Annotated in this window: 21 protein-coding genes and 2 pseudogenes; 19 read left to right on the top strand and 4 right to left on the bottom strand. The window is 58.4% G+C overall.

All coding sequences use genetic code 11. The features are described from left to right. The first annotated feature begins 9 nt into the window (after nt 1-9). The 13 genes and pseudogenes from gcvPB (at nt 10) to SD70_RS01515 (ending at nt 14,828) form a co-directional block, all read left to right on the top strand. Nucleotides 10-1,561: pseudogene (gene gcvPB / locus SD70_RS01460) on the top strand (aminomethyl-transferring glycine dehydrogenase subunit GcvPB). Between the two features lie 120 nt (nt 1,562-1,681). Next, nucleotides 1,682-3,388: a sensor histidine kinase gene (locus tag SD70_RS01465; protein WP_052486936.1), complete on the top strand. Its 1,707-nt coding sequence runs from the start codon at nt 1,682-1,684 to the stop codon at nt 3,386-3,388. Beyond that, complete coding sequence (locus SD70_RS32695) at nt 3,389-4,141, top strand: response regulator (protein ID WP_052486937.1); 753 nt, start codon at nt 3,389-3,391, stop codon at nt 4,139-4,141. Beyond that, the gene (locus SD70_RS01475) at nt 4,108-4,554 is read left to right on the top strand and encodes a helix-turn-helix domain-containing protein (protein WP_041044971.1); all 447 of its coding nucleotides are present in this window, start codon (nt 4,108-4,110) and stop codon (nt 4,552-4,554) included. The genes SD70_RS32695 and SD70_RS01475 overlap by 34 nt, the downstream gene beginning before the upstream one ends. Before the next feature lie 123 nt (nt 4,555-4,677). After that, nucleotides 4,678-5,007 carry a hypothetical protein gene (locus tag SD70_RS37415; RefSeq protein ID WP_052486938.1) on the top strand — a complete coding sequence of 110 codons (330 nt, stop codon included), beginning with the start codon at nt 4,678-4,680 and terminating at the stop codon, nt 5,005-5,007. 5 nt (nt 5,008-5,012) lie between these two features. Further along, complete coding sequence (locus SD70_RS01480) at nt 5,013-6,005, top strand: ABC transporter substrate-binding protein (protein ID WP_052486939.1); 993 nt, start codon at nt 5,013-5,015, stop codon at nt 6,003-6,005. A 36-nt stretch (nt 6,006-6,041) separates the two neighbouring features. Then, a complete protein-coding gene (locus tag SD70_RS01485) occupies nt 6,042-6,920 on the top strand; it encodes a carbohydrate ABC transporter permease (RefSeq protein ID WP_041044973.1) in 879 nt (292 codons plus the stop codon). Between the two features lie 23 nt (nt 6,921-6,943). Then, nucleotides 6,944-7,783 (top strand): carbohydrate ABC transporter permease, encoded by an 840-nt coding sequence (locus SD70_RS01490; protein ID WP_231570979.1) that lies wholly within the window; start codon nt 6,944-6,946, stop codon nt 7,781-7,783. 160 nt (nt 7,784-7,943) lie between these two features. Next, a complete protein-coding gene (locus SD70_RS01495) occupies nt 7,944-9,260 on the top strand; it encodes an ABC transporter substrate-binding protein (RefSeq protein WP_041044975.1) in 1,317 nt (438 codons plus the stop codon). Nucleotides 9,261-9,281: 21 nt separating this feature from the next. Next, nucleotides 9,282-10,226 carry a carbohydrate ABC transporter permease gene (locus SD70_RS01500; RefSeq protein WP_231570980.1) on the top strand — a complete coding sequence of 315 codons (945 nt, stop codon included), beginning with the start codon at nt 9,282-9,284 and terminating at the stop codon, nt 10,224-10,226. A gap of 15 nt (nt 10,227-10,241) precedes the next feature. Continuing rightward, nucleotides 10,242-11,052: pseudogene (locus SD70_RS01505) on the top strand (carbohydrate ABC transporter permease). Between the two features lie 24 nt (nt 11,053-11,076). Beyond that, nucleotides 11,077-14,148, top strand: a complete 3,072-nt coding sequence (locus SD70_RS01510) for a glycoside hydrolase family 2 TIM barrel-domain containing protein (RefSeq protein WP_331436706.1) — start codon at nt 11,077-11,079, stop codon at nt 14,146-14,148. A gap of 89 nt (nt 14,149-14,237) precedes the next feature. Next, nucleotides 14,238-14,828 (top strand): CBO0543 family protein, encoded by a 591-nt coding sequence (locus SD70_RS01515; RefSeq protein ID WP_052486941.1) that lies wholly within the window; start codon nt 14,238-14,240, stop codon nt 14,826-14,828. A 69-nt stretch (nt 14,829-14,897) separates the two neighbouring features. Here SD70_RS01515 and SD70_RS01520 read toward each other — a convergent pair whose 3' ends face one another. Beyond that, nucleotides 14,898-15,287, bottom strand: coding sequence for a VOC family protein (locus SD70_RS01520; RefSeq protein ID WP_041044979.1), 390 nt, complete (start codon nt 15,285-15,287; stop codon nt 14,898-14,900). A 127-nt stretch (nt 15,288-15,414) separates the two neighbouring features. Between SD70_RS01520 and SD70_RS01525 the strand changes: the two genes are divergently transcribed. Continuing rightward, a complete protein-coding gene (locus tag SD70_RS01525) occupies nt 15,415-15,807 on the top strand; it encodes a globin domain-containing protein (protein ID WP_041044981.1) in 393 nt (130 codons plus the stop codon). Nucleotides 15,808-16,418: 611 nt separating this feature from the next. Here SD70_RS01525 and SD70_RS01530 read toward each other — a convergent pair. Genes SD70_RS01530 through SD70_RS01540 form a run of 3 tightly spaced genes read right to left on the bottom strand, consistent with a single transcriptional unit; the run spans nt 16,419 to nt 18,464 of the window. Then, the gene (locus SD70_RS01530; RefSeq protein ID WP_052486942.1) at nt 16,419-16,985 is read right to left on the bottom strand and encodes a ferric reductase-like transmembrane domain-containing protein; all 567 of its coding nucleotides are present in this window, start codon (nt 16,983-16,985) and stop codon (nt 16,419-16,421) included. A gap of 7 nt (nt 16,986-16,992) precedes the next feature. Next, on the bottom strand, nt 16,993-18,012 hold the full coding sequence (locus SD70_RS01535) for an FAD:protein FMN transferase (protein WP_041044983.1): 1,020 nt from the start codon (nt 18,010-18,012) through the stop codon (nt 16,993-16,995). Nucleotides 18,013-18,047: 35 nt separating this feature from the next. Beyond that, entirely contained in the window at nt 18,048-18,464 is a 417-nt protein-coding gene (locus SD70_RS01540; protein ID WP_041044985.1) for a hypothetical protein, read from the bottom strand. Nucleotides 18,465-18,684: 220 nt separating this feature from the next. On the opposite strand from SD70_RS01540, the gene SD70_RS01545 reads away from it, so the two are divergent. From SD70_RS01545 to thiE, 5 genes are all read left to right on the top strand, one after another. Then, a complete protein-coding gene (locus SD70_RS01545; RefSeq protein ID WP_041044987.1) occupies nt 18,685-19,374 on the top strand; it encodes a response regulator transcription factor in 690 nt (229 codons plus the stop codon). Further along, the gene (locus SD70_RS01550) at nt 19,371-20,870 is read left to right on the top strand and encodes a sensor histidine kinase (protein WP_041044989.1); all 1,500 of its coding nucleotides are present in this window, start codon (nt 19,371-19,373) and stop codon (nt 20,868-20,870) included. Before SD70_RS01545 ends, SD70_RS01550 begins: the two co-directional genes overlap by 4 nt. Nucleotides 20,871-21,173: 303 nt before the next feature. Then, on the top strand, nt 21,174-21,980 hold the full coding sequence (gene thiM / locus SD70_RS01555) for a hydroxyethylthiazole kinase (protein ID WP_041044991.1): 807 nt from the start codon (nt 21,174-21,176) through the stop codon (nt 21,978-21,980). 29 nt (nt 21,981-22,009) lie between these two features. Further along, nucleotides 22,010-22,840, top strand: a complete 831-nt coding sequence (thiD, locus tag SD70_RS01560; protein WP_041044993.1) for a bifunctional hydroxymethylpyrimidine kinase/phosphomethylpyrimidine kinase — start codon at nt 22,010-22,012, stop codon at nt 22,838-22,840. A 6-nt stretch (nt 22,841-22,846) separates the two neighbouring features. After that, nucleotides 22,847-23,533: a thiamine phosphate synthase gene (gene thiE, locus SD70_RS01565; RefSeq protein ID WP_041044995.1), complete on the top strand. Its 687-nt coding sequence runs from the start codon at nt 22,847-22,849 to the stop codon at nt 23,531-23,533. The last annotated feature ends 3 nt before the right edge of the window (nt 23,534-23,536 follow it).

A 23,536-nucleotide genomic window follows, 5' to 3' on the forward strand; every position in this document is an offset into this window, starting at 1 on the left:
GGAGCCGATATGAAACGAATACAGAGGAAGTATACGGTCAGACAGTTTCATCAGGCGAAATGGGATGAGCCGGTAATTTTCGAATTGCACCGCCCCGGAGAGCGGGGAGTGCTCGTGCCTGCGGCGGACAAAGCGGTGGAAGAAGCAGTCGGCGACGGCGTCTCCGGCTTGCCGGCAGCGGCGGTCAGAGACACGCCTCCGGCGCTTCCGGAAATCGGCCAAGCCAAAGTGCTGCGGCACTATCTCCGGCTGTCGCAGGAGACGCTCGGTTCGGATTTCAACGTGGAGATCGGCCAAGGCACGTGCACGATGAAATACATTCCCCGCGTCAACGAGCTGCTGATCCGGAATCCCAAAATGATGGATTTGCATCCGCTGCAGGACGAATCTACTGTGCAGGGCATCTTGAGCATTTATTACGCGCTGGATCTCGCCATGCGCGAAATTTCCGGCATGGACCAGTTCAGCTTCCAGCCGAGCAGCGGCACCCAGGCGCTGTTCGCGATGGCTTCGATTTGCCGCGCTTACCATGACGCGAAAGGCGAAGGCGACAAGCGCGACGAGATTATTACGACGATCTTCTCCCACCCGTCGCAAGCGGCGACGCAGCGGTGAAAGGGTACAAGATCATCACCCTGCATCCGGACCCGGATGGCTTCCCGGACATCGAGGCGCTGAAAAACGCTTTGTCCGAGCGGACGGCGGGCTTCGTCGTGGCGAACCCGGAAGATACGGGCATTTTCAATCCGAAAATCAAGCAGTTCACGGACCTTGTGCACGAGTATGGCGGCATTTGCTATTACGACCAGGCGAACGCCAACGGCTTGCTCGGCATCGCCCGGGCCAAAGAAGCCGGCTTCGATATGTGCTTCTTCAACCTGCACAAAACGTTCGCCGCCCCGCACATGTGCGGCGGCCCCGCTACGGGCGCTCTCGGCGTTACGAAGGAGCTGATTCCGTTCCTGCCGGGCCCTATCGTCGATTCGACGGGGAGAAATACAAGTTTAACAAGCAGCTGGAGCACAGCATCGGCAAAGTCAGAATGTTCCACGGCGTCGCGCAAACGGTGCTGCGGGCGTACGCGTGGATTCGCGCGCTCGGGCCGGAAGGGCTGCTCGACGTCGCCAAAATCGCCGTGCTGAACAACAACTACTTGTACCATAAAATTTTGCAAATTCGCGGGGCAAGCGCTCCGTACGTGAAGGGAGGCCGGCTCGAGCAGGTGCGCTACAGCTGGGAGCAGCTGACCAAGGAGACGGGCATTACGACGGAAGACGTCCAGCGGAGAATGTGCGACTTCGGCTTGCATTACTGGACCAGCCACCATCCGTATATTGTGCCGCAGCCGTTTACCCTGGAGCCGACGGAGTCTTACTCGAAGGACGATCTGGACGAATACGTCCGGGCGTTGGAGCGAATTTCGTGGGAGGCTTACCACGACCCGGACGTCGTGCGCAGCGCTCCGCACAACAGCACCGTTCATCGCATCGACGAATCCGGCTTCGACCATCCCGGCGAATGGTGCATCACGTGGCGCGCTTATCAAAAAAAGGCGAAATAGCGAAACGATCAGGCCGGGGACGCAGTCCCTGGCCCCGTTCGTTATCCAAAAAAGCCCGCTTCATCCGGCAACCCGCCGTGCTATAATAAAAACAATGTCGAACCGCGCGAGATGAAGGTGATGACCATTCGACCGGACAAGTGGCTCAAAATCGCACGCCAAAGCCTGCAAACGAAATTAACGCTGCTGATCATGCTGGCCGCCACGATTCCGCTGCTGCTGCTCGGCTTTTTCTCCTATTTGAAATCGTCGCAGCTGATCAACGAGCAGTTCGGCTTGTACGGCAACAATTCGGCGGCCCAGCTGCAATTCCAGATCGATACCAGCTTGCGCCAGATGAAGTTCACGGCAACGGACATATTGGCCTACTTGCTCGATCCGAAGTTCACCGTCTTGCATGAGGAGGTGCCCTCCACCTACAAAGGCTTTCAGGACGAGCAGCAGCTGGAGCAATTTTTGAAAGCGCATAAAATGGTGGATACGAAAGGCATCTATATCATCACCCGCTCGGGGTACTATTACGGGGAAAGCACGATCAACGTCCAGAAGATGGAGGAAGAAGGGCTGCTTCGCAATTACAAGCCCGGCTCCGGCAACTATTGGTTCGGCATCTACGAGCCGAAGCATTATATCGACGTATTGACGATTCCCGGCGAAAAAGTGATCGGGCTGTTGTTTCAGATCAAAAATCAGGTGAGCTTTCTGGAAGGAAGCTACATTCTGATCGAGGTGAACGCGGATAACTTGCTGAAGCTGTTTCAAGAGTACGAGGCCGACACGCATGCCCGGATCAAAATTACCGATTCGCAGCAGCGCGTCATTTACGAGACGCAATCCCATTTTGACGCTAAAGCGACCGATGTCGTATGGATCAAATCGTCTGGGGTCACCGATTGGCGCATCGAGGTGCGAATTCCTTACAGCGAGTTCTACAAGTCGTCCGTCATTATCCGCACGTTCACTATTCTGGCGGTTTCGCTGGCGCTGCTGGTCGCCTTTCTGCACGCCTTCGTCCTCTCGTCCCGGTTTATCCGCCGCATCAAGCGCCTCAAGGAGACGATCCAGCTGGTCGGGATCGGCAAGCTCGATACGAGGGTGGAAGTAGATTCCGAGGACGAGCTCGGCAGGCTGGCTTTCAGCTTCAACAACATGCTGTACCAGCTCGAGACGCTCATCGGCGAAGTGCGCCGGGTGGAAGGACTGAAGAAGGAGGCCGAGCTGCGCGCGCTCCATTTTCAAATCAATCCCCATCTGCTTCTGAACACGCTCGCTTCGATCCAATGGAAAGCCCGGCTGCAAGGGGCGCAGGACGTCAATAAAATGATTTATCACTTGACGAAAGTGCTGGACGGCAACTTGAATTTCACGAAAGAGATCGTTTCGCTCGACCGGGAGCTGGAGCTGATCGACCATTTTCTGCAAATTCAGGAGCACCGTTATGGAAGCGTTTTCTCCTATACGATAACGAATCAAGGCGTGCCGCTGAAGAGCGTGCAAATTCCGCGAATGACGCTGCAGCCGCTGGTGGAAAACATTTTTTTCCATGCGTTCGAGGACGGCGCGGGCAACATTCAGCTTACGATCGAAGCCGATTCGGGAGCCGTGCTGCTCACGTTGACCGACAACGGCAAAGGCATCGAGCCCGAGATGCTGAGCCGCATGCTCGAACCGGGCGAGAAAGCCCATTCCCTCAAACGGATCGGCATGTACAACGTAGACCAGCGAATCAAGCTGCATTTCGGCTACCGCTACGGTCTTGAAGTTCGTTCCCGGCTCGGCGCCGGAACATCCGTATATATCAGGCTGCCTTATCAGGAGGAGATATAAATGGTCCCGGATACGTCAATCGGCGTCATGATCGTGGATGACGAAGCGATTATCCGCAAAGGGTTAATGGGCACAATCCCGTGGGGCAAATACGGGATGCATGTGGCCGCCGACGCGCCGAACGGCAAAAAAGCGTGGGATGCCTTTCTGGAGGGCAAGCCGGAAGTGGTCATCACCGATATCGTGATGCCGGAAGTCGGGGGTATCGAATTGGCGAAAAAAATTAAAGAGCACGCCCCAATGACGAAAATATTGCTGCTTAGCTGCCACAGCGATTTTGAGTATGTGCAGCAAGGCATCAAGCTAGGCGCCTCCGGCTACGTGCTGAAGACGTCTTACAACGACGACGAGCTCGAACAGTTTTTGCGGCAGTTCCAGGCGGAAATCCGGGAGTACCGGCTGCAAGCGAGGGCCGAAATCCGCAAGCGGTTTCTGGAATGGCTGTTCGGCATCGACGATTGGCTGGCCGGAAGCTCCGTCTTTGCCGGCGAGTGGCGGTGGGTTCGCGGCGCCAGCGCCGTGTTTCTGGCCGCGGGCGCAGCGCCGGAAGCCGGATGCCGCCTGGAGGAGCTGTACGGACAGCCCGCGAGCGAAGTCATTAAAGTGGGCGGGGACCGCTATTTCGTCTTCGTTCCGGCAGAGGATGCCGGCAGCCTGGAGAAAAAACTGACCGATATGAAGGGGAAATTCCCGCACTGCGCTGGATCAAAGAAGGACCGGTGCAAGGGCTTCAGCCGTGGCTCGACGCGGTAAAGCGCGCCTACAAACAGGCCGAAATGGAGCATACGTTCGGCGTCAATCCGGAGCGCTGGCCGGAGCCGATCGCCCAGGCGGTCAAAATGATCGTGGAAAGGGTGCACGACAAGCTTTCGGTCAGCGACGTAGCCCGCGAAGTCGGGCTTAGCCGGAGCCATCTCAGCAGCCTGTTCAAGAAAACGCTGGGCGAAGGGTTCGTTGCCTACACGTACCGGACGAAGCTGAAGGCAGCCCAGGAGCTGCTTGCGACGACGGATACGGCGGTGCAGGACATCGCGGACACGCTGGGCATGGTCGATTCCAAGTATTTCAGCAAGTGGTTTAAAAGGTGCACGGGCCAAACGCCAAGCGAATACCGGCAACAAAAAAGGCAACCCCGATCCGACAAAGTGACACCCGAATCGCCGTAACGCCGGCGAAACCGCACATAAGAACGAAAAATCCGCGACGATTTGAAGTTCTTATGTGTTTTTTCTTTGTCTATAATGAGGTCAGTTTCCGCCATATGGCGAAAAGAAGGGGCTGACGAAGCTATGATTCGATCGGTGAAAAGAGCGGTTATTGTAAGCGTTTTATCGGCGTTGCTGCTCTCCATGCTGGCAGGCTGCAGCACGGAGACGTCCAAAAAGACGGTGCAGGAAGGGGCGAAGGCGGACGGGAAAAAGACAAAAATCGTCGTCTGGATTTGGGAAGACGCCAAAAAGATTCTGGACCTGAACATGGACGCGTTCCGTCAAGCGTACCCGGATATCGATGTCGATTTGCACGTGCTCGGCCAAGATGACGTGTATAAAAATTTCCTGATCTCGGCCAGCAGCGGCGACGAGCTGCCCGACGTCGTCACGCTGGAGACGCTGCGCTAGGGCAAATGATCAATGCCGGCGCTCTACTGGACATTTCGTCGAAAACGGCGCCGTATAAAGACAAAATGAATTCGTTCAAATGGACGGATGCGACGAAGGACGGCAAAATTTACGCGATGCCTTGGGACAGCGGTCCGGTCGTCATGTTTTACCGCAACGACCTGTTCAAAAATGCCGGACTGCCTTCCGATCCGAAGGATGTGGCGGAGAAGCTGAAAACGTGGGAAGACTACGCCAGGTTTGCGCAAACGCTGAAAGAGAAGACGGGCACGTTCATGATGGCCGATTCCGGCACGAAGACGGATGCGAAGTTTTTTGAACAGATCATTTGGCAGCGCAACCAGTGGTATTTTGACAAAGACGGGAAGGTCCAGCTGGATAAGCCGGAAATAATCGAAGCCGGGCAATACTTCGTGAACCTCGTGAAAAAAGGCTACGTGCTCGACGTCGAGCCGTGGAGCGATTCGTGGTACAACGTGTTCAAGCAAAACAAAGTGGCTACCATCGTCGGCGCTTCGTGGTACGACGGCTTGCTTTCCACGATCATCGATCCCGACGCGCAAGGCAAATGGTCCGTCGTGCCGATGCCGAAATGGTCCGTGTCCGACCCGTACTCCAGCGCCAACGACGGCGGCTCGAATTTGGCCATCAACAAAAACTCGAAGCACCCCGAGGAAGCGTGGAAATTTATCGAGTTTATGCTGGGGCGCAACGACAGCCAGGTGAAAATGCTGAAAGAAGCGGGCCTGTTCCCGTCGCTGGAAACGACCTACGACGACAGCGCCTACAATCTGCCCGTTGCCTATTTCAACAACCAGCCGGTCAGAAAGCTGTACGTGACTGCCGTGAAGCAGGTAACGCCGATTGTGTACACGAAAAACTATCCGGTCGCGAACCAGATTATGCGCAATGCGTTCGCCGAGATCGTCCTCGACAATAAAAGCGTGGAATCCGTGTTCAAGAAAGCCGCCCAGGAGCTTCGCAGCAAATTGAACTGACCCGGGCTTGCCACGAGCAAAGAAGGAGGGCTGGGAGTGGGGTGGAGGCTTCAATATAAACTGGCTCCGTACGTATTCATTGCTCCGTTTTTCATCCTGCTTGCGCTGTTTACGATGATTCCGTTTCTGTTTTCGGTTTACATCAGCTTTACCGATTGGCAAGGATCCGCGGACGCCCGCTGGGTAGGCCTGAACAATTACGGCAAGCTGTTCTACAGCCGCATATTTTGGGAATCGGTTCAGAACAGCCTGATCATTTTCTTGCTCTACGTTCCGGCGATGCTGCTGCTCGCGCTGCTGCTGGCCGTGGCGCTGAACCAGCCGTGGCTTCCCGGGAAAGGAATGCTTCGGACCGCCTTCGTCGTTCCGAACATTACGTCCGTCATCGCCGTATCATTCGTTTTCGTGCTGCTGCTGAATACGAACGACGGCATCGTCAACCATCTGCTGCTCGGTTTGCATGTCGTCAAGCAGCCGATCCGCTTCCTGGATACTCCCTTTTGGGCCCGAATTTCCGTCGCCTTCATCGTGCTGTTTCGCTGGGTCGGCTACAATATGCTGCTCTTGCTGGCGGGACTGCAGACGGTGCCGCGGGAGCTTTACGAAGCGGCGAAGGTGGACGGCGCACGCCCGGCGGCGATTTTTTTCAAAATCACGGTGCCTATGCTGAACAAGGTGCTGCTGTTTTGCACCGTACTCTCGACCATCGGCACGTTCTCGCTCTTTGTCGAACCGTACATCGTCGCCAAGGGAGGACCGATGAACGCCACGACGACGCCGATTCTGTTATTGTTTCGGGAGAGCTTCGAAAATTTCCATTTCGGCTACGCCTCGGCCATTTCCGTCGCCTTTTTGCTGCTGATGGCGCTGCTGACTTTATTGCAATTAAAGCTATTTTCAGGTAGAGGCGAATGACGGAATATGGCGGAGGACCGACTATGCAACCTATGTACCGAACGATGCGGCTGATGCGGCGCAGCATTGTCTTTCTCCTGCTGGCGGCGGCCGCGGTTTGCATGCTGTTTCCTTTTTTCTGGATGATCAGCTCTTCGCTCAAGCTTAGATCCGACATTTTCGCCATGCCGCCGGTCTGGTTTCCGAAGACGCCGCATGCGGAAAATTACGTGCAGCTGTTTACGCAATACCGCTTCGGAAGCGTGCTGCTCAACAGCGTGGGCACAGCCTTCGCCGTTACCGCCGGGGGGCTGCTGTTCAGCGCGATGGCCGGCTTCGCTTTCGCGAAATACCGGTTCAGGTTCGGCGGCGTGTTGTTTGCGATCGTGCTGGCGACGCTGATGATTCCGATGGAGACGGGCATGGTTCCGCTGTTTTTGATCTACAAGAAGCTCGGCTTGATCGACCGTCTGATCGGCGTCGTTTTGCCGCGGCTGGCCAGCGGCTTCGGCATTTTTTTCATGCGGCAATATTGCAGCTCCATCCAAAACCAGCTGCTGGACGCAGCGAGAATCGACGGATGCACGGAATACCGGCTGTTTGTTTCGGTCGTGCTCCCGGTGCTGCGGCCTGCGCTGGCCAGCCTCGGCATTATATTCTTTATCGAGGAATGGAACAACTTTCTGTGGCCTACCGTCATCCTGAGATCGCCGGACAATCTGACCATTGCGGTGGCGATCCGGTCTCTGGAAGCGGGGGTGCGAACCCCGTACCAGCTCATCATGTCGGGCTCGGTGATCAGTATCGTGCCGATGCTGCTGTTCATTCTCTTTTTCCAGAAGCAGCTTACGGCCGGCTTGATTGACGGAGCGGTGAAGGGCTGACGCCAAAAGAACGACAACGATCCAACAAAATGGCACCGGCGGCGGAAGAGCGCGGCAAAAAAAGACACCGTTCTCCCACAATCCGTTCAATCCTCGGTTCAAGCCCGGACACAGCGGATTTATAATGAAAGCGGTTAAATTACTGACGAGGGGGATTCATATGAAACGTTCCGTATCGATCACGTCCGCATCGGTGCTGGCCTTGTCGCTGCTGCTTGCGGGATGCAGCGGGCAAGGGGGGCAGGCGGCCAAACCTGCGGATAACGGAAGCAATGCCGCGAACAAGCCCGCAGACAGCCCGGCGCCGAAAGCAAGTCCGGACGGCAAGCCGGTCACGCTGCGCTTTGCCACCTGGGATACCGGCGACGCTTTGAAAATCGAGCAAGACATCGCCAAAAAGTTCGAGGAGTCGCATCCGAATACGAAAATTCAAGTGGAGGCGTACGGCGACGGCTTCGACCAGAAGCTGGCCGCCGCCATCGGCGCCAACGACGCTCCGGACGTGATGTATATGTGGGACTTCCCGACGTATCACTCCAATCTGGAAACGCTGGACGACTATATTAACAGCGATCCCGATTTGAAAAAAGACGACTTTTACCCGGGGCTGTTCAATTACGTGAAAATCGATGGCAAGTCGTACGGGCTTCCGGCCGGATTCACGACCCGCGTCATGTATTACAACAAAAAGCTGTTTGATGCGGCGGGGGTGGCGTATCCGAAGGAAGGCTGGAGCTGGGACGACTTGCGGGACATGGCGAAGAAGCTGACGGACCCGTCCAAGAAGCAGTACGGTATCGGCATCCGGGCCGAGAACGACCCGTACGACCTGCAAGGGATGATCTGGAGCAACGGCGGCAGCTTCATCAGTCCCGACGGCAAGAGCATCGAGGGCTTCATGAACGGCAAGGGAACCGTCGATGCGATTCAGCTGCTGGGAAGTCTGATCAAGGAGAAAGTCGCGGTCGTCGTCGGCGGCAAAAATCAGCAGTCCGGAGACGACGTTTTCAAAGCCGGGAAAATTGCGATGTGGGAAAGCGGCATATGGCCTTTGGACGATTTCAAAAAGTCGGGCATCGACGTCGGAACCGTCGTCATGCCGATATTTAGCGGCAAGCCGCTGAAGGGCGTCGTGTCGGAGTCGGCCATGTCCATCTCCAAAAACTCCAAAAACAAAAAAGAAGCATGGGAATTCGTGAAGTTTTACGCTTCGGACGCGGCGATCAAAATGAGAACGGCCGACCTGCCGGTGCGCAAAAGCGTCGCCGACCAAATGAAGCTGAATCAAGACCCGCTGTACCAGCCGTTCTACAAAATGCTCGATACGTGCGACAACACGCCCGCTTTCCTGCTGAATCCGAAGTGGAACGAGGTTAACCGCAACCTGAACTCGGCCATCGACGCCGTCATCTCCGGGCAAAACGCGGCGGATACGCTCTCTATGGCTGTGAAGGATTCGCAAAAGTTTTTAAAATAGCTTCCCGAACGGAGAATGAGGATGAATGCACTGCCTGCAAGCAGGGGCCGGCTCCATCGGGTCAGGTACAGAAGGGGTAGGCTCACGCCCTACCTCTTTATTGTTCCCTGGATCGCCGGTTTCTGCTGTTTCACTCTCGGACCCCTCGTCTTTTCGCTGGTCATCAGTTTTTACGATTGGCCGATCGTCGGCAGCAAAAAGTTTGTCGGCCTGCAAAATTACATTTCGATGTTTACCGACGATCCGCTCTTTTGGCACGCGCTCGGGGTGACCGTCAAATTCGCGCTGCTGCTCGTGCCGCTCAACTTGGTCGTGTCGCTGATGCTGGCCGTATTGCTCAACCAGAAAGTAAGGGGCAACGGGCTGTTCCGCACCATTTTCTATTTGCCGTCGGTCATATCCGGGGTGGCCCTGTCCATGATCTGGGCTTGGGTGTACAGCGGGGAGTACGGCTTGCTCAACTACGTGCTGTCGCTGGTCGGCATTACAGGTCCGGACTGGCTGCGGAATCCGAACTGGGCCTTGGCCGCGATGGTCATGGCGAGTTTGTGGGCGCAAGGCTCGATGGTGCTCATCTATTTGGCGGGACTGAAAAACATCCCGGCGGATTTGTACGAATCCGCTTCGATGGACGGCGCCGGCAGCGTCCGAAGGTTTTTTTCCATTACGCTGCCGATGCTGAGTCCGACCATTTTGTTCAATACGATCACGTCGATCATCGCCGCCTTTCAGCAGCTGACGCTGGCTTTGACGCTGACGGGCGGAGGGCCGCTGAAGGCGACGTATTTTTACGCGATGTACGTGTACGAGAACGCATTTAAATATTTTCATATGGGTTATTCCGCCGCTAATGCCTGGGTCATGTTTCTCATCGTGCTGTTTCTGACGTTCCTTGTTTTCAAATCGTCGAGCCTATGGGTGTTTTACGAGAGCGAAGTCAAACAAGGAGCCGACAATAAGCGTTAAAAGGAGGCGCCAGCGATGCGCAAGGCGCTCGTTTACGGATTGCTCGTTTTTTTCTCGCTGCTGTTCCTGATGCCGTTCTACTGGCTTGGTCTCCACGGCGGTGAAGTCGCCCCAGGAAATATACATGTTCCCGCCAAAGTGGATTCCGTCGGCCATTCATTGGGAAAATTTCGTCCACGCCTGGACGATCCAGTCGTTCAATACGTTTCTGAAAAATTCCCTGATCGTCACGATTTTGTGCAATATCGGGCAGCTCATCTCGTCGTCGCTCGTCGCGTACGGGTTCGCGCGCTTCCGCTTCCGGGGCAGGAACGCGCTCTTCATGATTTTGCTGGCGACGATGATGATCCCGTGGGACGTGACCATGATTCCGCTCTATATGGAATTCAACATGCTGGGGTGGATCAATACGCTCAAGCCGCTGATCGTTCCGGCCTGGTTCGGCTCTCCGTTTTTCATATTCCTGCTGCGGCAGTTTTTATTGACCGTGCCCAGGGAACTCGAGGAGTCGGCCAACATTGACGGCGCCAGCGCGTTTACGACGTATTTGACGATTTTCGTGCCGCTTATGGTCCCGTCCCTCATCCTGGTCAGCGTCTTCAACATGATGGATACGTGGAACGATTATTTGGGGCCGCTCGTTTTCCTGAACGACGCCAGCAAGTATACGCTGACGCTGGGGCTGGCCCAGTTCCGCGGCATGTTCGGCGTAGATATGACGTCCATTATGGCGGTGACGACGATCATCTGCATTCCGCCGCTCGTTGTGTTTTTCCTGGCGCAGCGGCATATCGTGCAAGGAATCGCCAATACGGGGATCAAATAATCGGCTTGGAGGCTAGGTTTCAAGATGAACATGACAAACAATCGCAACAACGATTGGGAAAATCATAAGCTGCTTCACCGGAACCGGATGGAGGCGCGGTCCTGCTTTATTCCTTATGCGGATGCCGATTCCGCACTTACGCATGAACGCGGCGGATCGGACCGGTTCATGCTGCTGAACGGCCACTGGGATTTCCATTATGCGCCGTCGCCGGCTGCCGCTCCGGAGCGCTTTTACGCGGAGGAAAACGTCACGGAAGCCGAGGGCTGGAGCCGGATCCCGGTGCCGGGCCATTGGCAGCTGTGCGGATATGGCCGTCCCCATTATACGGACCTGTATTATCCGTTCCCGGTTCAACCCCCGTACGTGCCCGCGGAAAACCCGACCGGTTCGTACCGCAGGCGGTTTTACGTTCCGGCGGATTGGATCGGGGATCGCATTACGCTCAATTTTCAAGGAGTGGACAGCGCTTTTCACGTATGGGTGAATGGGAGCCCGGTCGGGTACAGCCAAGGCAGCAGAATGACTTCCGAATTCGACATCACGCCATACGTGAAGGAAGGCTACAATTTGCTGGCGGTGCGGGTGTATCAATGGTCCGACGGTTCTTATTTGGAAGACCAGGACATGTGGTGGCTGAGCGGCATTTTTCGCGACGTGTATTTGCTTAGGCAGCCTCAACTGCACATTGCCGACTTCTTTTGCACGACGGAGTTCGATGCCGATTACCGGGATGCCCGGCTTCACATTGCCATTGCTGTGAAAAGCGGTGAGGCTCCCTCGCGGCAAGCGGCCGTGCGCGTCCAATTGCTGGATGCGTCGGGGCGGGAAGCGGCCGCCGGCAGCTTTTCCGTTCCGACGCTTGCCCCCGGCGAGACGTATACGGTGCGGGAAACGTTGGCCGTCGAAAGTCCGAAGCGATGGAGCGCGGAAACGCCGAACTTGTACGACCTGCTCCTTACCCTTGCGGACAGCGAGGGAAGTCCGCTCGAAGTTGTGCCTTGGCGGGTCGGATTCCGGCAAGTGGAGATCAAAGAGGGCCGGCTGCTGGTGAACGGAGCTCCGGTAACGCTGCGGGGCGTCAACCGGCATGACCATCATCCGGATACGGGGCGCGCCGTTACGTTGGATACGATGCGCGAAGACGTCGTCATGATGAAACGGTTCAATATCAATGCGGTGCGGACGGCTCATTACCCGAACGATCCCCGCTTTTACGAGCTGTGCGATAAATACGGCTTGTATGTGATGGAGGAAGCCGATCTGGAAACCCATGGCTTCGAGCTGATCGGCGACGCCAACCGGCTAAGCGACGATCCCGCCTGGCAGGAAGCGTACGTGGACCGGATCGAAAGAATGGTCATGCGCGACAAAAACCATCCGTCCGTCATCATGTGGTCGCTCGGCAACGAGTCCGGCTTCGGCTGCAATCACGAGGCGATGGCGGCATGGTGCCGCGGCTATGACAAGACGCGGCCGGTCCATTACGAAGGGGACAAAGAAGCGAAAGCGTGCGATGTGTACAGCACGATGTACTCGTCGCATGAAAAATGCATCGCCTTCGGCGAGACGGAGTCCGGCAAGCCGCACATTGTATGCGAATACGCCCATGCGATGGGGAACGGGCCCGGCGGGTTAAAGGAGTATTGGGACATTTTCAACAAGTACGAGCGCATGCCGGGCGGATTCGTATGGGAATGGATCGATCACGGCCTCCGTCAATTCACCCCCGATGGCCGGGAATATTACGCGTATGGCGGAGACTTCGGGGATGAGCCCAACAACGGCAATTTCGTCATCGACGGCCTCGTGTTTCCCGACCGAACGCCTTCTCCGGGGCTGTACGAGTTAAAAAAAATCATGGAGCCGGTGGAGGCGGAAGCGCTCGACCCGTCTGCGGGCAAAGTCCGCATCCGGAACCGCTATGATGTTTTGACGCTCGATCATTTGCGGCTCGTCTGGAATGTGACGGTCGCGGGGGAAGTCGCGCAAAGCGGGCAGCTTGAGCTGCCGCCGGTAGCACCCGGCGAAACCGCCGACGTGCAAATTCCGGTGCGCCCTGTGCGGAATGCCGGGGAGGCATGGTGCAACCTGTCATTTGTGACGAAAAGCGATACGCTGTGGGCCGGCCATGGGCATGAGGTCGCCTGGGCGCAGTTCGCGCTGCCGCAAGCGGCCGTTGCGCCGCGTACCGCACGGGTCTGCAGTCCGGTGCGCCATTGGACCGAAGGAGCGCGGCTATACGTGGAAAGCCTCGATTCGTTGGCCGTCTTCGACAAGCGCCGCGGCATGCTGCTGGAATGGCACTACGCCGGCATGCAGCTTGTGCGGAGCGGGCCGGAAATGACCGTCTGGCGCGCGCCGATCGATAACGATATGTACGCCGTTCAGGATATGAGAAAAAATTACCTGGATCGCATGACGCATGACGTGCAGCAATGTTCCTGGTCCCTGTCAGATGAGGGGAAGCTCGTGATCAGCAGCCGCTTCAGGTTTGCACCGCCCGTCTACGACTGGGGCTTCGATTGCGAATACCGCTATACGATCGACGGCAGCGGCAAGCTTTCCTTGGAGCTGTGCGGCGGCCCGCAGGGCAGCGTGCCTAAAGCGCTGCCGCGGCTCGGACTGCAGATGGAGATAGCGAGCAGCTTCGATCGGGTGAAGTGGAGCGGCAGGGGACCTGGGGAAACTTATCCCGACAGCAAAGAGTCCGGCCGCTTCGGTGTATACCAAGCTACGGTCGACGCGTTATACACCCCGTACGTTTATCCGCAGGAGAACGGGAACCGGTCGGATTGCCGCTGGGTGTCTTTTACGGACCTGATGGGGGCGGGGTTCGTCGTCGCCGGGCAGCCGCAGCTCCATTTCAGCGCGCACCGCTATTCGGCGCAAGATTTGGAGCGGGCGAAGCATGCGACGGATTTGCGCAAACGGGACGCGATCACGGTTCATCTGGACTACATGCAAAACGGTCTCGGCAGCGCCAGCTGCGGCCCGGCCCAGCTTCCCCAGTATGAGCTGCGGCCGCACGATTTCCGGTTCCGCGTCGATTTGCTGCCTTTTAACGACAACGCCCGTTCGCCGGTTTTCCTCTAAGCGCGGTTAAGCGCGGCGTTACATATTTTTACAAGCAAGGCTGCATACTAACAAGCATCATCGTATGTATCGGGAGGCAGCCGCTGTACATGATATGGCTCTATGCCGCGATCGGGAAACCGGACGACACGATCGGGAAAATCGACGACAACGCTGACCGGATAACCGCGCTCATCCATCAGGCAACCGTTATGTGGCTGAATGATATCGTGTTTACGTGGCGCTGGTGGCTTGCCTTTATGCTTACATTCATGCCGTGGCTGCTGTGGCTGATCTATCGCAAGAAAAACAGCGCGGACCGGCTGCTGTATGTCGCCTTGACCGTGATGATGGTCTCGGTCATCCTCAACGTCGTCGGAGACCAGTTCGGGCTATGGCATTACCGGTACAATCTGGTTCCCATTATGCCGACTTATTTTCCGTGGGATTTTACCGTGTTGCCGGTAGCGGTCATTACCGCGCTTCAGATCAAGCCCCGGGCGAATCCGTGGCTGAAAGGCGCCATATTCGCCTCGGTCTCCGCGTTCGTAGGCGAGCCGTTCTTCCAATGGATCGGAGTGTACCGGCTCGTTCATTGGCGCCCCGTCTATTCGCTGCCGATCTACGTGGCCATCTATATGCTGGCGAATTGGATGCTCGTTCGGCGAAACCGGTTCGCTCCTTTGGACGACACGCCGTAAGCGTATGGAAACAAAATGCCGCTGCAAGCGCATTTGCGCACTTGCAGCGGCATTTTCACGTTTGTGCCTTTACCGGTTGTACTGGAACAGCTCCAATCGCTCGCCGTCCGGCCCGTAGAAGAAGGCGATTTTGACGCCGCCGCAGATCGGGAGCTCTTTCGGCGCGCTGTCGATCATCTCCACGCCGAGTCCTTTCAGCCGCTCCACTTCAGCCTCGATGTCCGTAACGGTGAAGGCGACGTGGTCGACGTTGCCTTTTGCGGGCAAATCGTCGCGCCAGCGGGCGATGAGCTCCAGCACGATATTGTCTGTGCCGGGGTAGGCGAGGAAGCCGAGCTCGACGCCATCGCCAAGCTTCTCGCGGCCGCGCAGCTGCAGGCCAAGCGTTTCCGTGTAGAAGCGGACGGAGCGGTCCATGTCTTTTACCATAATGCCGATATGCTCGAGCTTGTGAATCATAAGAAGATCAATCCTTTCCGGTTGGATTCGGCCGGACGGATAGCCCGGCTCGCCTATCTGCTTCGCATTATATCACAACCGGTCCGGTTTGGATTTCCCCTTCCGCGCGCGTTTTTGCTACAATGGGGTGGAGGAGGTTCGACAGCATGGACTTGTACACGTACATCGGCGGGGACCTACGATCCGCAAAATCGTCGACGCCTTTTATCCGAAGGTGGCGGAGCACCCCGACCTGAAGCCGATTTTCCCGGACGATTTGACCCCCGTTGCGGATAAGCAGTATTTGTTTTTGACGCAGTTTTTCGGCGGGCCGCCGCTCTATACGGAGAAGTACGGCCACCCGATGATGCGGGCCCGGCATATGCCGTTTCCGGTAACGCCGAAACGGGCAGAAGCGTGGCTCGGTTGCATGCGCAGAGCGCTGGAGGAAGTAATTCCGTCGCAGGAGATGCGCGAGGTGATTTTGGAGCGGCTGAGCGGGCCGGCGCATTTTTTCGTCAACACGCCGGACGACGAATAAGCGGTTTTGGCACAATGGCTTCGGTCCCGCTTCGGGGGACTGGAGCCATTATCCGTTTGCGCTCCGAGATGCGGTCAACCTGCCCCCAAGCCGTCTCCGCTTATTCGGTGGTTGTCGATTTTCGTGACGCTTCCCGGCGCTGAATTGGTGTATTTGCTTGCGTAATCCTCGTCTCTGATTCACGCACATGGGCGCTTTGCTTACCGTGTCGTGAAAGTCCCTGTTCAAGTTAGCGGGAATTCCTCCCGTTTTTTTTTCGCTTTTGCACGCGTGCTTCATCGATAGCCGGAAAAGCTGGAGCTAATTCAGTCTTTTTCCTTGATTTCCAAAGGATGCGGCCGATGTAACTGGAGGTTTTCCAGCTAACTTCGCCAAATCCTGGATTTTGTTGGAATTAATGGGAGGTTTTCCCTTTCAGCATAACAGGCTGCTTTTCCATGACCCGACATTAGTCCGCAAGGCAACGACGTTTGGCAACTGTGCCATCCGAAAAGGCAAAAAAGACGGGAACCCCGGTTTCGGGTTCCCGTCTTGTCGCTATAAGCAAGCGGCCGGCTCACTGCTGCGGCTAACCGAGCGCTTCGTTTCACTATGCGCCGCCGGGCGGCCGTTTATGCCGCGCTGCGCGTTTGCGGTCGGTCGGGATAGCGGCGGACGGCCGCCCGGGCGCCGGTCATAATCGCAACGGCGGCAAACGAAGCCAAATACATCATGCGCACGGGCAACTGCTGCGTGTCCGTACCGATGAAAAAGCCGTGAATGAGTGCCGCGGCGAATATCGGATACGAGAGCAGATGGATGGCCAGCCATATTTTGCGGCCGAGCTTGTGGCGAATGTCCGAGGTGAAAATAAGCAGCAGCATGGCGTATGCGGCCAGAGTGCCAAGTCCGTTCAGAATCGGGTGCTGCTTGGCTGTGAACGGGATCAGCACTTCGCTCCACGCAAACGGCATGTACGCGTCGATCACGAGAATGGCGCCGTGCAGCAAGCCGAGCACCGTGCCGCCGTTCGTCAGCAGCGTATGGAGCTTGTAGACGCGTTTCTTCGCTTTGCCGGTCAGCTGCGGGAAACCGTGGGCGATACCGAGGCATATGCCGACCGTCAGCAGGACGAAGGACGCGATGCCGAGCGTGCGAATGATTTGCCAGCTAGGCAAAGAAACGATCATATTCATCATAACGTAGTCACCAACTTTCTATAGATGTTACGGGAACGCCGAGCCACCGGCTCTCCAGGGAAGACGGCTTCCCCGCGAAAATGATGCGCCCGTCGCCTGCGAAGAGAAGCGCCTCATACGGATTGCCGGGCCCGGTCTGCTGCTTCATCAGCGCCAGCCCTTCCTGCGCGCCGGAGATGCACAGCGTTTTCGCCCATATTTCACAGGCGACTGCGTCCGGTCCTGATACGGTGCATTGGACGATGCCGCTGCGGCTCGGCATGCCGGTGCGCGGATCGAGCAAATGGTGCATCGGGCCGCGGTCGGTCGGCCAAGCGCGGCCGAGCGTGCTGGAAGTGGCGGCGGCCCCATCGGCGAGAGCAAGCGCTCCGCAGTCTTGCTGCGGCTCGAGCGGATGCTCGATGCCGATCAGCCATGGCCGCCGGCGGGTATCGGCGCCGCCCCAGACGGTGAGGTCGCCGCCCGCGTTAATGAGCCCGCGGCTGATGCCGAGCCGCGTCCGCATATAGCCGGCCAGCCGGCGCACGGACCAGCTTTTGACGATGCCGCCCAAATCGAGCTTGGCCCCCGCCGGGAGCACCACTGATTTCATGAACGGCTGAATGTCCAGTTCGAGTTGACCTTCAGCAGCCGGCGTCAGCTGTTCGCATTGGAACGTCTCCCTGCCGCGAATGCGGTCGAACGACTCGCCGTAGCCGAGCTGCTCCAGCCGAGCGAGCAGGAACGGGGAGAATATGCCGCCCGTCGCAGTGCGGTAAGCGTCCGCGAGCAGCAGCACCTCCAGCATGGCGTCGGAGACGAGGCAGCGCTCCCCGGCGAGCCGGTTCAGCCGGCTCAGCTCGCTCTCCGGCAGGAAGCGGCTGAACCGCTCCTCGGTGCGGCGGAACCAGTCTGCGGCCCAATTGGCCGTGCCCGCCGCCTCGTCTTCGCCGGCTTCAAATATAACTTCGATGCTCGTATTCATCGCCCGGAAGGAACGGCTATGAAGCGCACGTTCCGGTAACGGAGCGGAATCGCGAAGCGTCATATCGCAAGTCTCCTTTCAAGGCGGGATGGCGGCAGTTAAGACCGTCCCGTTCGCGTATGCGTCTTTGCGCTCGGTGTGGAGGAAGAGCCGGGCGACGACGGCCCTGTATAGGAACCGGAGTCCGAACCGGAATTCGAGCCGGAGCCGGGATTCGCCCCGGAGCTCCCTCCGAATGGATTGCCGCCCTCCGAGCCAAAAGCGGCGCCCGTCCTGTGGTGCCCCTTGCGGCGGCCAGTGCCGGGGTCGGCCGTCTGCCCGCTATTTCCTTCATAGGCGAACAGGTCGCCTGAATTTCCGTCCGTCGCAGCGGAAGACTTCGCACCGTCCCCGCTCGTCTCCGCCTGTATTTTGGCGGCAAAGGCGTCGCTCGATCTTACTTCCTGGAACAATAGGCCGAGGCCTAGCGAAGCGACGGCGCCGATCTTCCATTTGAGCCATTTGTCTTTTTTCACATGGTCAGCCTCCCTATACAAGCAGCTCCTTTGCAGGCTGCAGCATGTCGTGGTATGGTCTCATTATGAAGCCCGATGCTGAATCGAACATGATAATAAGCTGAGAATTCGCTGAAAACCCGCTCGTTTCAGCGAAGCTTCAGCCGCCTTTCAGCCGGCATTCAGCTAACGGCCCGATAATGTGCATAATGAAGAGGAATCCTGCTAATAGGGAGGCTTTATGCAGCAGCAACAGTTGAAAGGAGTCAAAATTTTGCTCGTCGACGATGAGCCGACGATTTTGCAGTTTCTCGAGCTCGGCTTGCTTAACGAAGGATTCGACGTGCAGACGGCGCAGGACGGCATCACGGCGTTTACCGTCGCCCAGCAGTTTCAGCCGCACGTCGCCGTGCTCGACGTCATGATGCCCGGGATGGACGGCTTCGAGGTGTGCAAGCTGCTCAAAAAGCTCGGCCCGATCGCCGTCATTATGCTGACCGCACGCGACGAAGTCGACGACCGGGTGCGCGGGCTCACGCTCGGCGCCGACGATTATATGGCGAAGCCGTTCAGCTTCGAAGAGCTGCTCGCCCGCATCCATGCCCGCATCCGCAACCAATTTCCGAACCTCCTCGCCGAGCAGTCGATCGGGCCGTTCCGCATCGACGACCGGCGCAAGGAAATCAGCTACGACGGACGCGTTCTGGAGCTGTCTCCGACAGAGTACGAGCTGCTCAAATTCCTTGTCATCAATCAGGGGATCGTGCTCAGCAAGGCGATGATTTTGGATAAGGTGTGGGGCTATGACTTCGGCGGGGAGGAGAACATCGTGGAGGTATACATCCGCTCGCTGCGCGATAAGCTCGGAGACAAGGAACATCGCCTCATCCGAACGCTGCGTGGCGCCGGCTACCGGGTGGATTTGACATGAGGCGTCTCGCATCGGCGCTCCGCAGGTTTGTGCTGCCGCAGTCGCTGCGTTACCAGCTGCTGTCCCGCTCGCTCCTCGTTATGGCGATTTTGCTCCTGTTTATAGGGCTTTTCCAATACTTGTTCATGAGCGAATTCATTTATAAGAACAGAGCCCAGAGCATGCAAAGCCAAATTTTGGCGGTGCCGCGCGATCAGTGGCTCGCAGTGGGCAACAGAGGCGGGTCGGCGCCGGGGGACGGCGGGCCCGGTCCCGGGGGCGGAGGACGCCTTCAATTCCTGTTCACCCCGGATTCCTCAGCCGCTTTTATCGATCCGAACGGGCAAATGATCGTCCTTATGACGAATTTCCACGGCAATCTTACGCCGCCGCGGCTGTCCGAAGACGTCTACAAGGAAGCGATGGCAGAAAGGCGCCGTCTGAATTACCGAGTCGTGCAGGGCCAAGAGGGAGGCCCCGACCAGCTGGTCGTGCTGCAATCGATAGAAATCCGGGGCCGCCTTGTCGGAATGGTGCAGATGAGCGTCGATACGAAGCCGCTGAAAGATGTGCTGTTTCGCCAGCTGCTCATTTTTCTTGCGTTGTCGGGATTGGCGATGCTGGTAGGGATGCTGGCGTTCTTGCCGGTGCTGAAACGGACGCTTGTCCCGCTGTCGAGAATGGTCAGCACCGTGAAGCAAATCGACGCCGGAAATTTGGACGAACGGTTTCCGGCGCATCAAGGGCAAGTCGAGGTGGACCGGCTGGCGATTTCGTTCAACGGGATGCTGGAGCGGCTGGAAGCGTCGTTCGCGGCCGAAAAGGAAGCGAAGGAAAGCATGCGCCGCTTCGTCGCGGACGCCTCGCACGAGCTGCGCACGCCGCTCACGTCCATTCACGGCTTCCTCGAGGTGCTGCTGCGCGGCGCCATGTACCAGCCGGAGCAGCTGCGCAAAGCGCTCGTCAGCATGCAAGGCGAATCGGCGCGCATCAACAAGCTCGTGCAGGATTTGCTGCTGCTTGCCAAGCTGGACCGCGCACCGGAGCTGGAACTGGCCGCAGCGGAGTTGGATGCGCTCGTGCACGAAATGGAGCCGCACCTGCGCATGCTTGCCGGGCAGCGCGACGTGGTGCTGCGGCTCTCGCCGCAAACGCGCTGCCGCATCGACGCCGACAAAATGAAGCAGGTGCTGCTGAATTTGTTCGCCAACGCGGTGCAGCATACGGACCCGCAGCAAGGCCGCATTGAGATCGAAGTGGAGTCCGGGCCGGAGACGGAAGAGGTGCGCCTGACCGTGCGCGACAACGGCCCTGGCATTGCGGCGGACCATTTGCCGCACATTTTTGACCGCTTTTACCGCAAAGATTCGTCGCGCACGCGCAAATCCGGCGGCGCCGGGCTTGGCCTGTCGATCGCGAAGTCGCTCGTCGAAGAGCACGGCGGCAGTCTCGAGGCGGACAGCCGCGAAGGCGAAGGGGCCTCATTCACGGTGCGGCTGCCGGCAAACGAAGGGTGACGGCGCCTCCCGCCGCTTCGCACGGCTGGGGGATTTTGGCGGCCGGCGGCCCGCAACGTTGCTCTTGCATTTTTGCTGCGGCGGGACTACACTGAAAGCAATCGAATACGTGAACGGGAGCTTGCGGAAGCAGGCTGAGAGTACGGCTAAACCGCCGTAGACCGTAGAACCTGTTGGATAATGCCAGCGTAGGAACCCACACCCAAAGTGCGTACTTTGTTTGAAAAAGCACTTTGCTTGTCGTTATGCGCAGGCAAAGTGCTTTTTGGCATGCTCATTAAGTTTAAGGAGGCATCTTCATTTATGAACAACTCTTCGATCGCAGCAGCTTTGGAGCAAGTGCGGCAAGCGAAACCGCTCGTTCACAACATCACCAATGTCGTCGTTACGAATTTTACCGCCAACGGGCTGCTCGCTCTCGGCGCATCTCCGGTCATGGCTTATGCCGAGCAGGAAGTCGCCGATATGGCGCGCATTGCGGGCGCGCTCGTGCTCAACATCGGCACGCTGAACGAAACCGAGATCAGGGCGATGAAGCTGGCGGGCCAATCTGCGAACGAACACGGCGTACCGGTCATTTTCGACCCGGTGGGGGCGGGGGCTACCGCCTATCGGACGGCAACGGCGCGCGGCATCATGAACGAAGTGAAGGTGGCGGTGCTGCGCGGCAACGCGGCGGAGGTGGCGCAGGTCATCGGGCAGGACTGGCAAATTAAAGGCGTCGACGCCGGCGAAGGGGGCGGCAGCGCCGCGGACCTGGCGATTGCGGCGGCACGCCAGCTTGGCACCGTCGTAGCCGTCACCGGCAAGGACGATATTGTGTCTGACGGCAAGGCGACGTACGTGTGCCGCAACGGCAACGCCATCCTGACCCGGGTAACGGGAACCGGCTGCCTGCTTACGTCGGTGATCGGCGCTTTCGCCTCCGTCGTCAACAACCCGGCGGAAGCCGCGGTCGCTGCGCTCGTCACGTACGGCGTCGCCGCCGAGCTGGCGGCTGCCGAAGCGGCGGCGCAAGGGCCGGGCAGCTTCCAGATCGCGCTGCTGAACAAGCTGGCGCAAGTGTCCGGCGCGGACATCGAGAAGCTGGGGCGCGTCGAGCGGCTGTAGGGCAACACCATCACGAAGGGGATAGAGCAATGACGATAGCGAGAGCGTTAACGATCGCCGGCTCCGACAGCGGCGGAGGCGCGGGCATTCAGGCCGATCTGAAGACGTTTCAGGAGCTGCGCGTGTTCGGGATGTCGGCCATTACGGCCATAACGGCGCAAAATACGTTGGGCGTACTGGGGATATATCCGCTCCCCGTAGACGCCGTGCTGCAGCAGATCGACGCCATCGGCGCCGATTTGGGAACCGACGCGGTGAAGACGGGGATGCTGTTCAGCGCGGACATTATTGCCGGCGTGGCGGAGCGGCTGCGGCGGTACGGCTGGAGCCGGGTCGTCGTCGACCCGGTCATGATTGCCAAGGGCGGGGCGAAGCTGCTGCAGGACGACGCGGTGCGCGCCATGAAGGAGAAGCTGCTGCCGCAGGCGCTCGTCTTGACGCCGAACATGCCGGAGGCGGAAGCGCTGGCCGGCGTTCCGGTGCGGACGCTCGAGGAGCGCAAGGAAGCGGCGCGGCGGCTCGCCGCGTACGGGGTGAAACACGTCGTCATGAAAGGCGGGCATGAGGAAGGCTCGGACGTCGTCGTCGACTTGCTCTACGACGGGTCGGGGTTCACCGAGTTTGCGAGCCCCCGGGTGTATACCCGGCATACGCACGGCACGGGCTGCACGTTTGCGGCCGCCGTCGCCGCCGGGCTCGCCAAAGGGCAAGGCGTCGCCGAGGCGGTCGCTACGGCGAAGCAGTTTATCGGCGCGGCTATCGAAGATTCGCTTGAGCTCGGGCAAGGGCACGGGCCGACGAACCATTGGGCGTACCGGGAACGGCTCGCCGCAGCCGCAATGCCGAAGGAAGGCAGGTAAGCGACGATGGCCGGAAGCTTTAACGCAGAACAAATCAGAGAGATGCTCCGCGCCTATTTTATTATGGGCAGCGTCAACTGTCCGGGACAACCGGCGGAGGTGCTGCGGCAGGCGATCGCCGGCGGCATCACCTTGTTCCAGTACCGGGAGAAAGGGAAAGGGGCGCTGCAAGGGGACGCCCGGCTCGAGCTGGCCCGGAAACTGCGCCGGCTATGTCGGGCGAGCAGCGTGCCGTTTATCGTCAACGACGATATTGAGCTGGCGCTCGCCGTAGACGCGGACGGCGTCCATGTCGGACAAGAGGACGAGCCGGCCTCGAACGTGCGCAGGCGCATCGGTCCGGGCATGCTGCTGGGCGTGTCGGCCCACGATGCGGAGGAAGCGGAGCGGGCGGTCCGGGAAGGGGCGGATTATTTGGGCGTCGGTCCGATCTACGCGACAGGGTCGAAAGAAGACGCCAAAGCGCCGGCCGGGCCCGAAGTAATAACCCGCATCCGGGAAGCCGGCATCCGCGTGCCGATCGTCGGCATTGGCGGCATTACCGCCGGCAATGCGGCTGAAGTCGTGCGCGCAGGCGCGGACGGCGTATCCGTCATCTCGGCAATCAGTCTGGCGGCGAATCCGGCGGCAGCCGCGTCGGAACTGCTGGACGCGGTTCGCAAAGCGATTTTTCAGCGTCAGGAAAGGGGATAGTTA

It is taken from the genome of Gordoniibacillus kamchatkensis (assembly GCF_000829455.1).
GTDB lineage: Bacteria > Bacillota > Bacilli > Paenibacillales > NBRC-103111 > Gordoniibacillus > Gordoniibacillus kamchatkensis.

What these genes read in the sequence shown, in the direction of transcription:
- SD70_RS01465 (WP_052486936.1), top strand. Translation starts at nt 1,682, where the DNA reads ATGACCATTCGACCGGACAAGTGGCTCAAAATCGCACGCCAAAGCCTG.
- SD70_RS32695 (WP_052486937.1), top strand. Translation starts at nt 3,389, where the DNA reads ATGGTCCCGGATACGTCAATCGGCGTCATGATCGTGGATGACGAAGCG.
- SD70_RS37415 (WP_052486938.1), top strand. Translation starts at nt 4,678, where the DNA reads ATGATTCGATCGGTGAAAAGAGCGGTTATTGTAAGCGTTTTATCGGCG.
- SD70_RS01480 (WP_052486939.1), top strand. Translation starts at nt 5,013, where the DNA reads ATGATCAATGCCGGCGCTCTACTGGACATTTCGTCGAAAACGGCGCCG.
- SD70_RS01490 (WP_231570979.1), top strand. Translation starts at nt 6,944, where the DNA reads ATGCAACCTATGTACCGAACGATGCGGCTGATGCGGCGCAGCATTGTC.
- SD70_RS01495 (WP_041044975.1), top strand. Translation starts at nt 7,944, where the DNA reads ATGAAACGTTCCGTATCGATCACGTCCGCATCGGTGCTGGCCTTGTCG.
- SD70_RS01500 (WP_231570980.1), top strand. Translation starts at nt 9,282, where the DNA reads ATGAATGCACTGCCTGCAAGCAGGGGCCGGCTCCATCGGGTCAGGTAC.
- SD70_RS01510 (WP_331436706.1), top strand. Translation starts at nt 11,077, where the DNA reads ATGAACATGACAAACAATCGCAACAACGATTGGGAAAATCATAAGCTG.
- SD70_RS01515 (WP_052486941.1), top strand. Translation starts at nt 14,238, where the DNA reads ATGATATGGCTCTATGCCGCGATCGGGAAACCGGACGACACGATCGGG.
- SD70_RS01520 (WP_041044979.1), bottom strand. Translation starts at nt 15,287, where the DNA reads ATGATTCACAAGCTCGAGCATATCGGCATTATGGTAAAAGACATGGAC.
- SD70_RS01530 (WP_052486942.1), bottom strand. Translation starts at nt 16,985, where the DNA reads ATGATGAATATGATCGTTTCTTTGCCTAGCTGGCAAATCATTCGCACG.
- SD70_RS01535 (WP_041044983.1), bottom strand. Translation starts at nt 18,012, where the DNA reads ATGACGCTTCGCGATTCCGCTCCGTTACCGGAACGTGCGCTTCATAGC.
- SD70_RS01545 (WP_041044987.1), top strand. Translation starts at nt 18,685, where the DNA reads ATGCAGCAGCAACAGTTGAAAGGAGTCAAAATTTTGCTCGTCGACGAT.
- SD70_RS01550 (WP_041044989.1), top strand. Translation starts at nt 19,371, where the DNA reads ATGAGGCGTCTCGCATCGGCGCTCCGCAGGTTTGTGCTGCCGCAGTCG.
- thiM (WP_041044991.1), top strand. Translation starts at nt 21,174, where the DNA reads ATGAACAACTCTTCGATCGCAGCAGCTTTGGAGCAAGTGCGGCAAGCG.
- thiD (WP_041044993.1), top strand. Translation starts at nt 22,010, where the DNA reads ATGACGATAGCGAGAGCGTTAACGATCGCCGGCTCCGACAGCGGCGGA.
- thiE (WP_041044995.1), top strand. Translation starts at nt 22,847, where the DNA reads ATGGCCGGAAGCTTTAACGCAGAACAAATCAGAGAGATGCTCCGCGCC.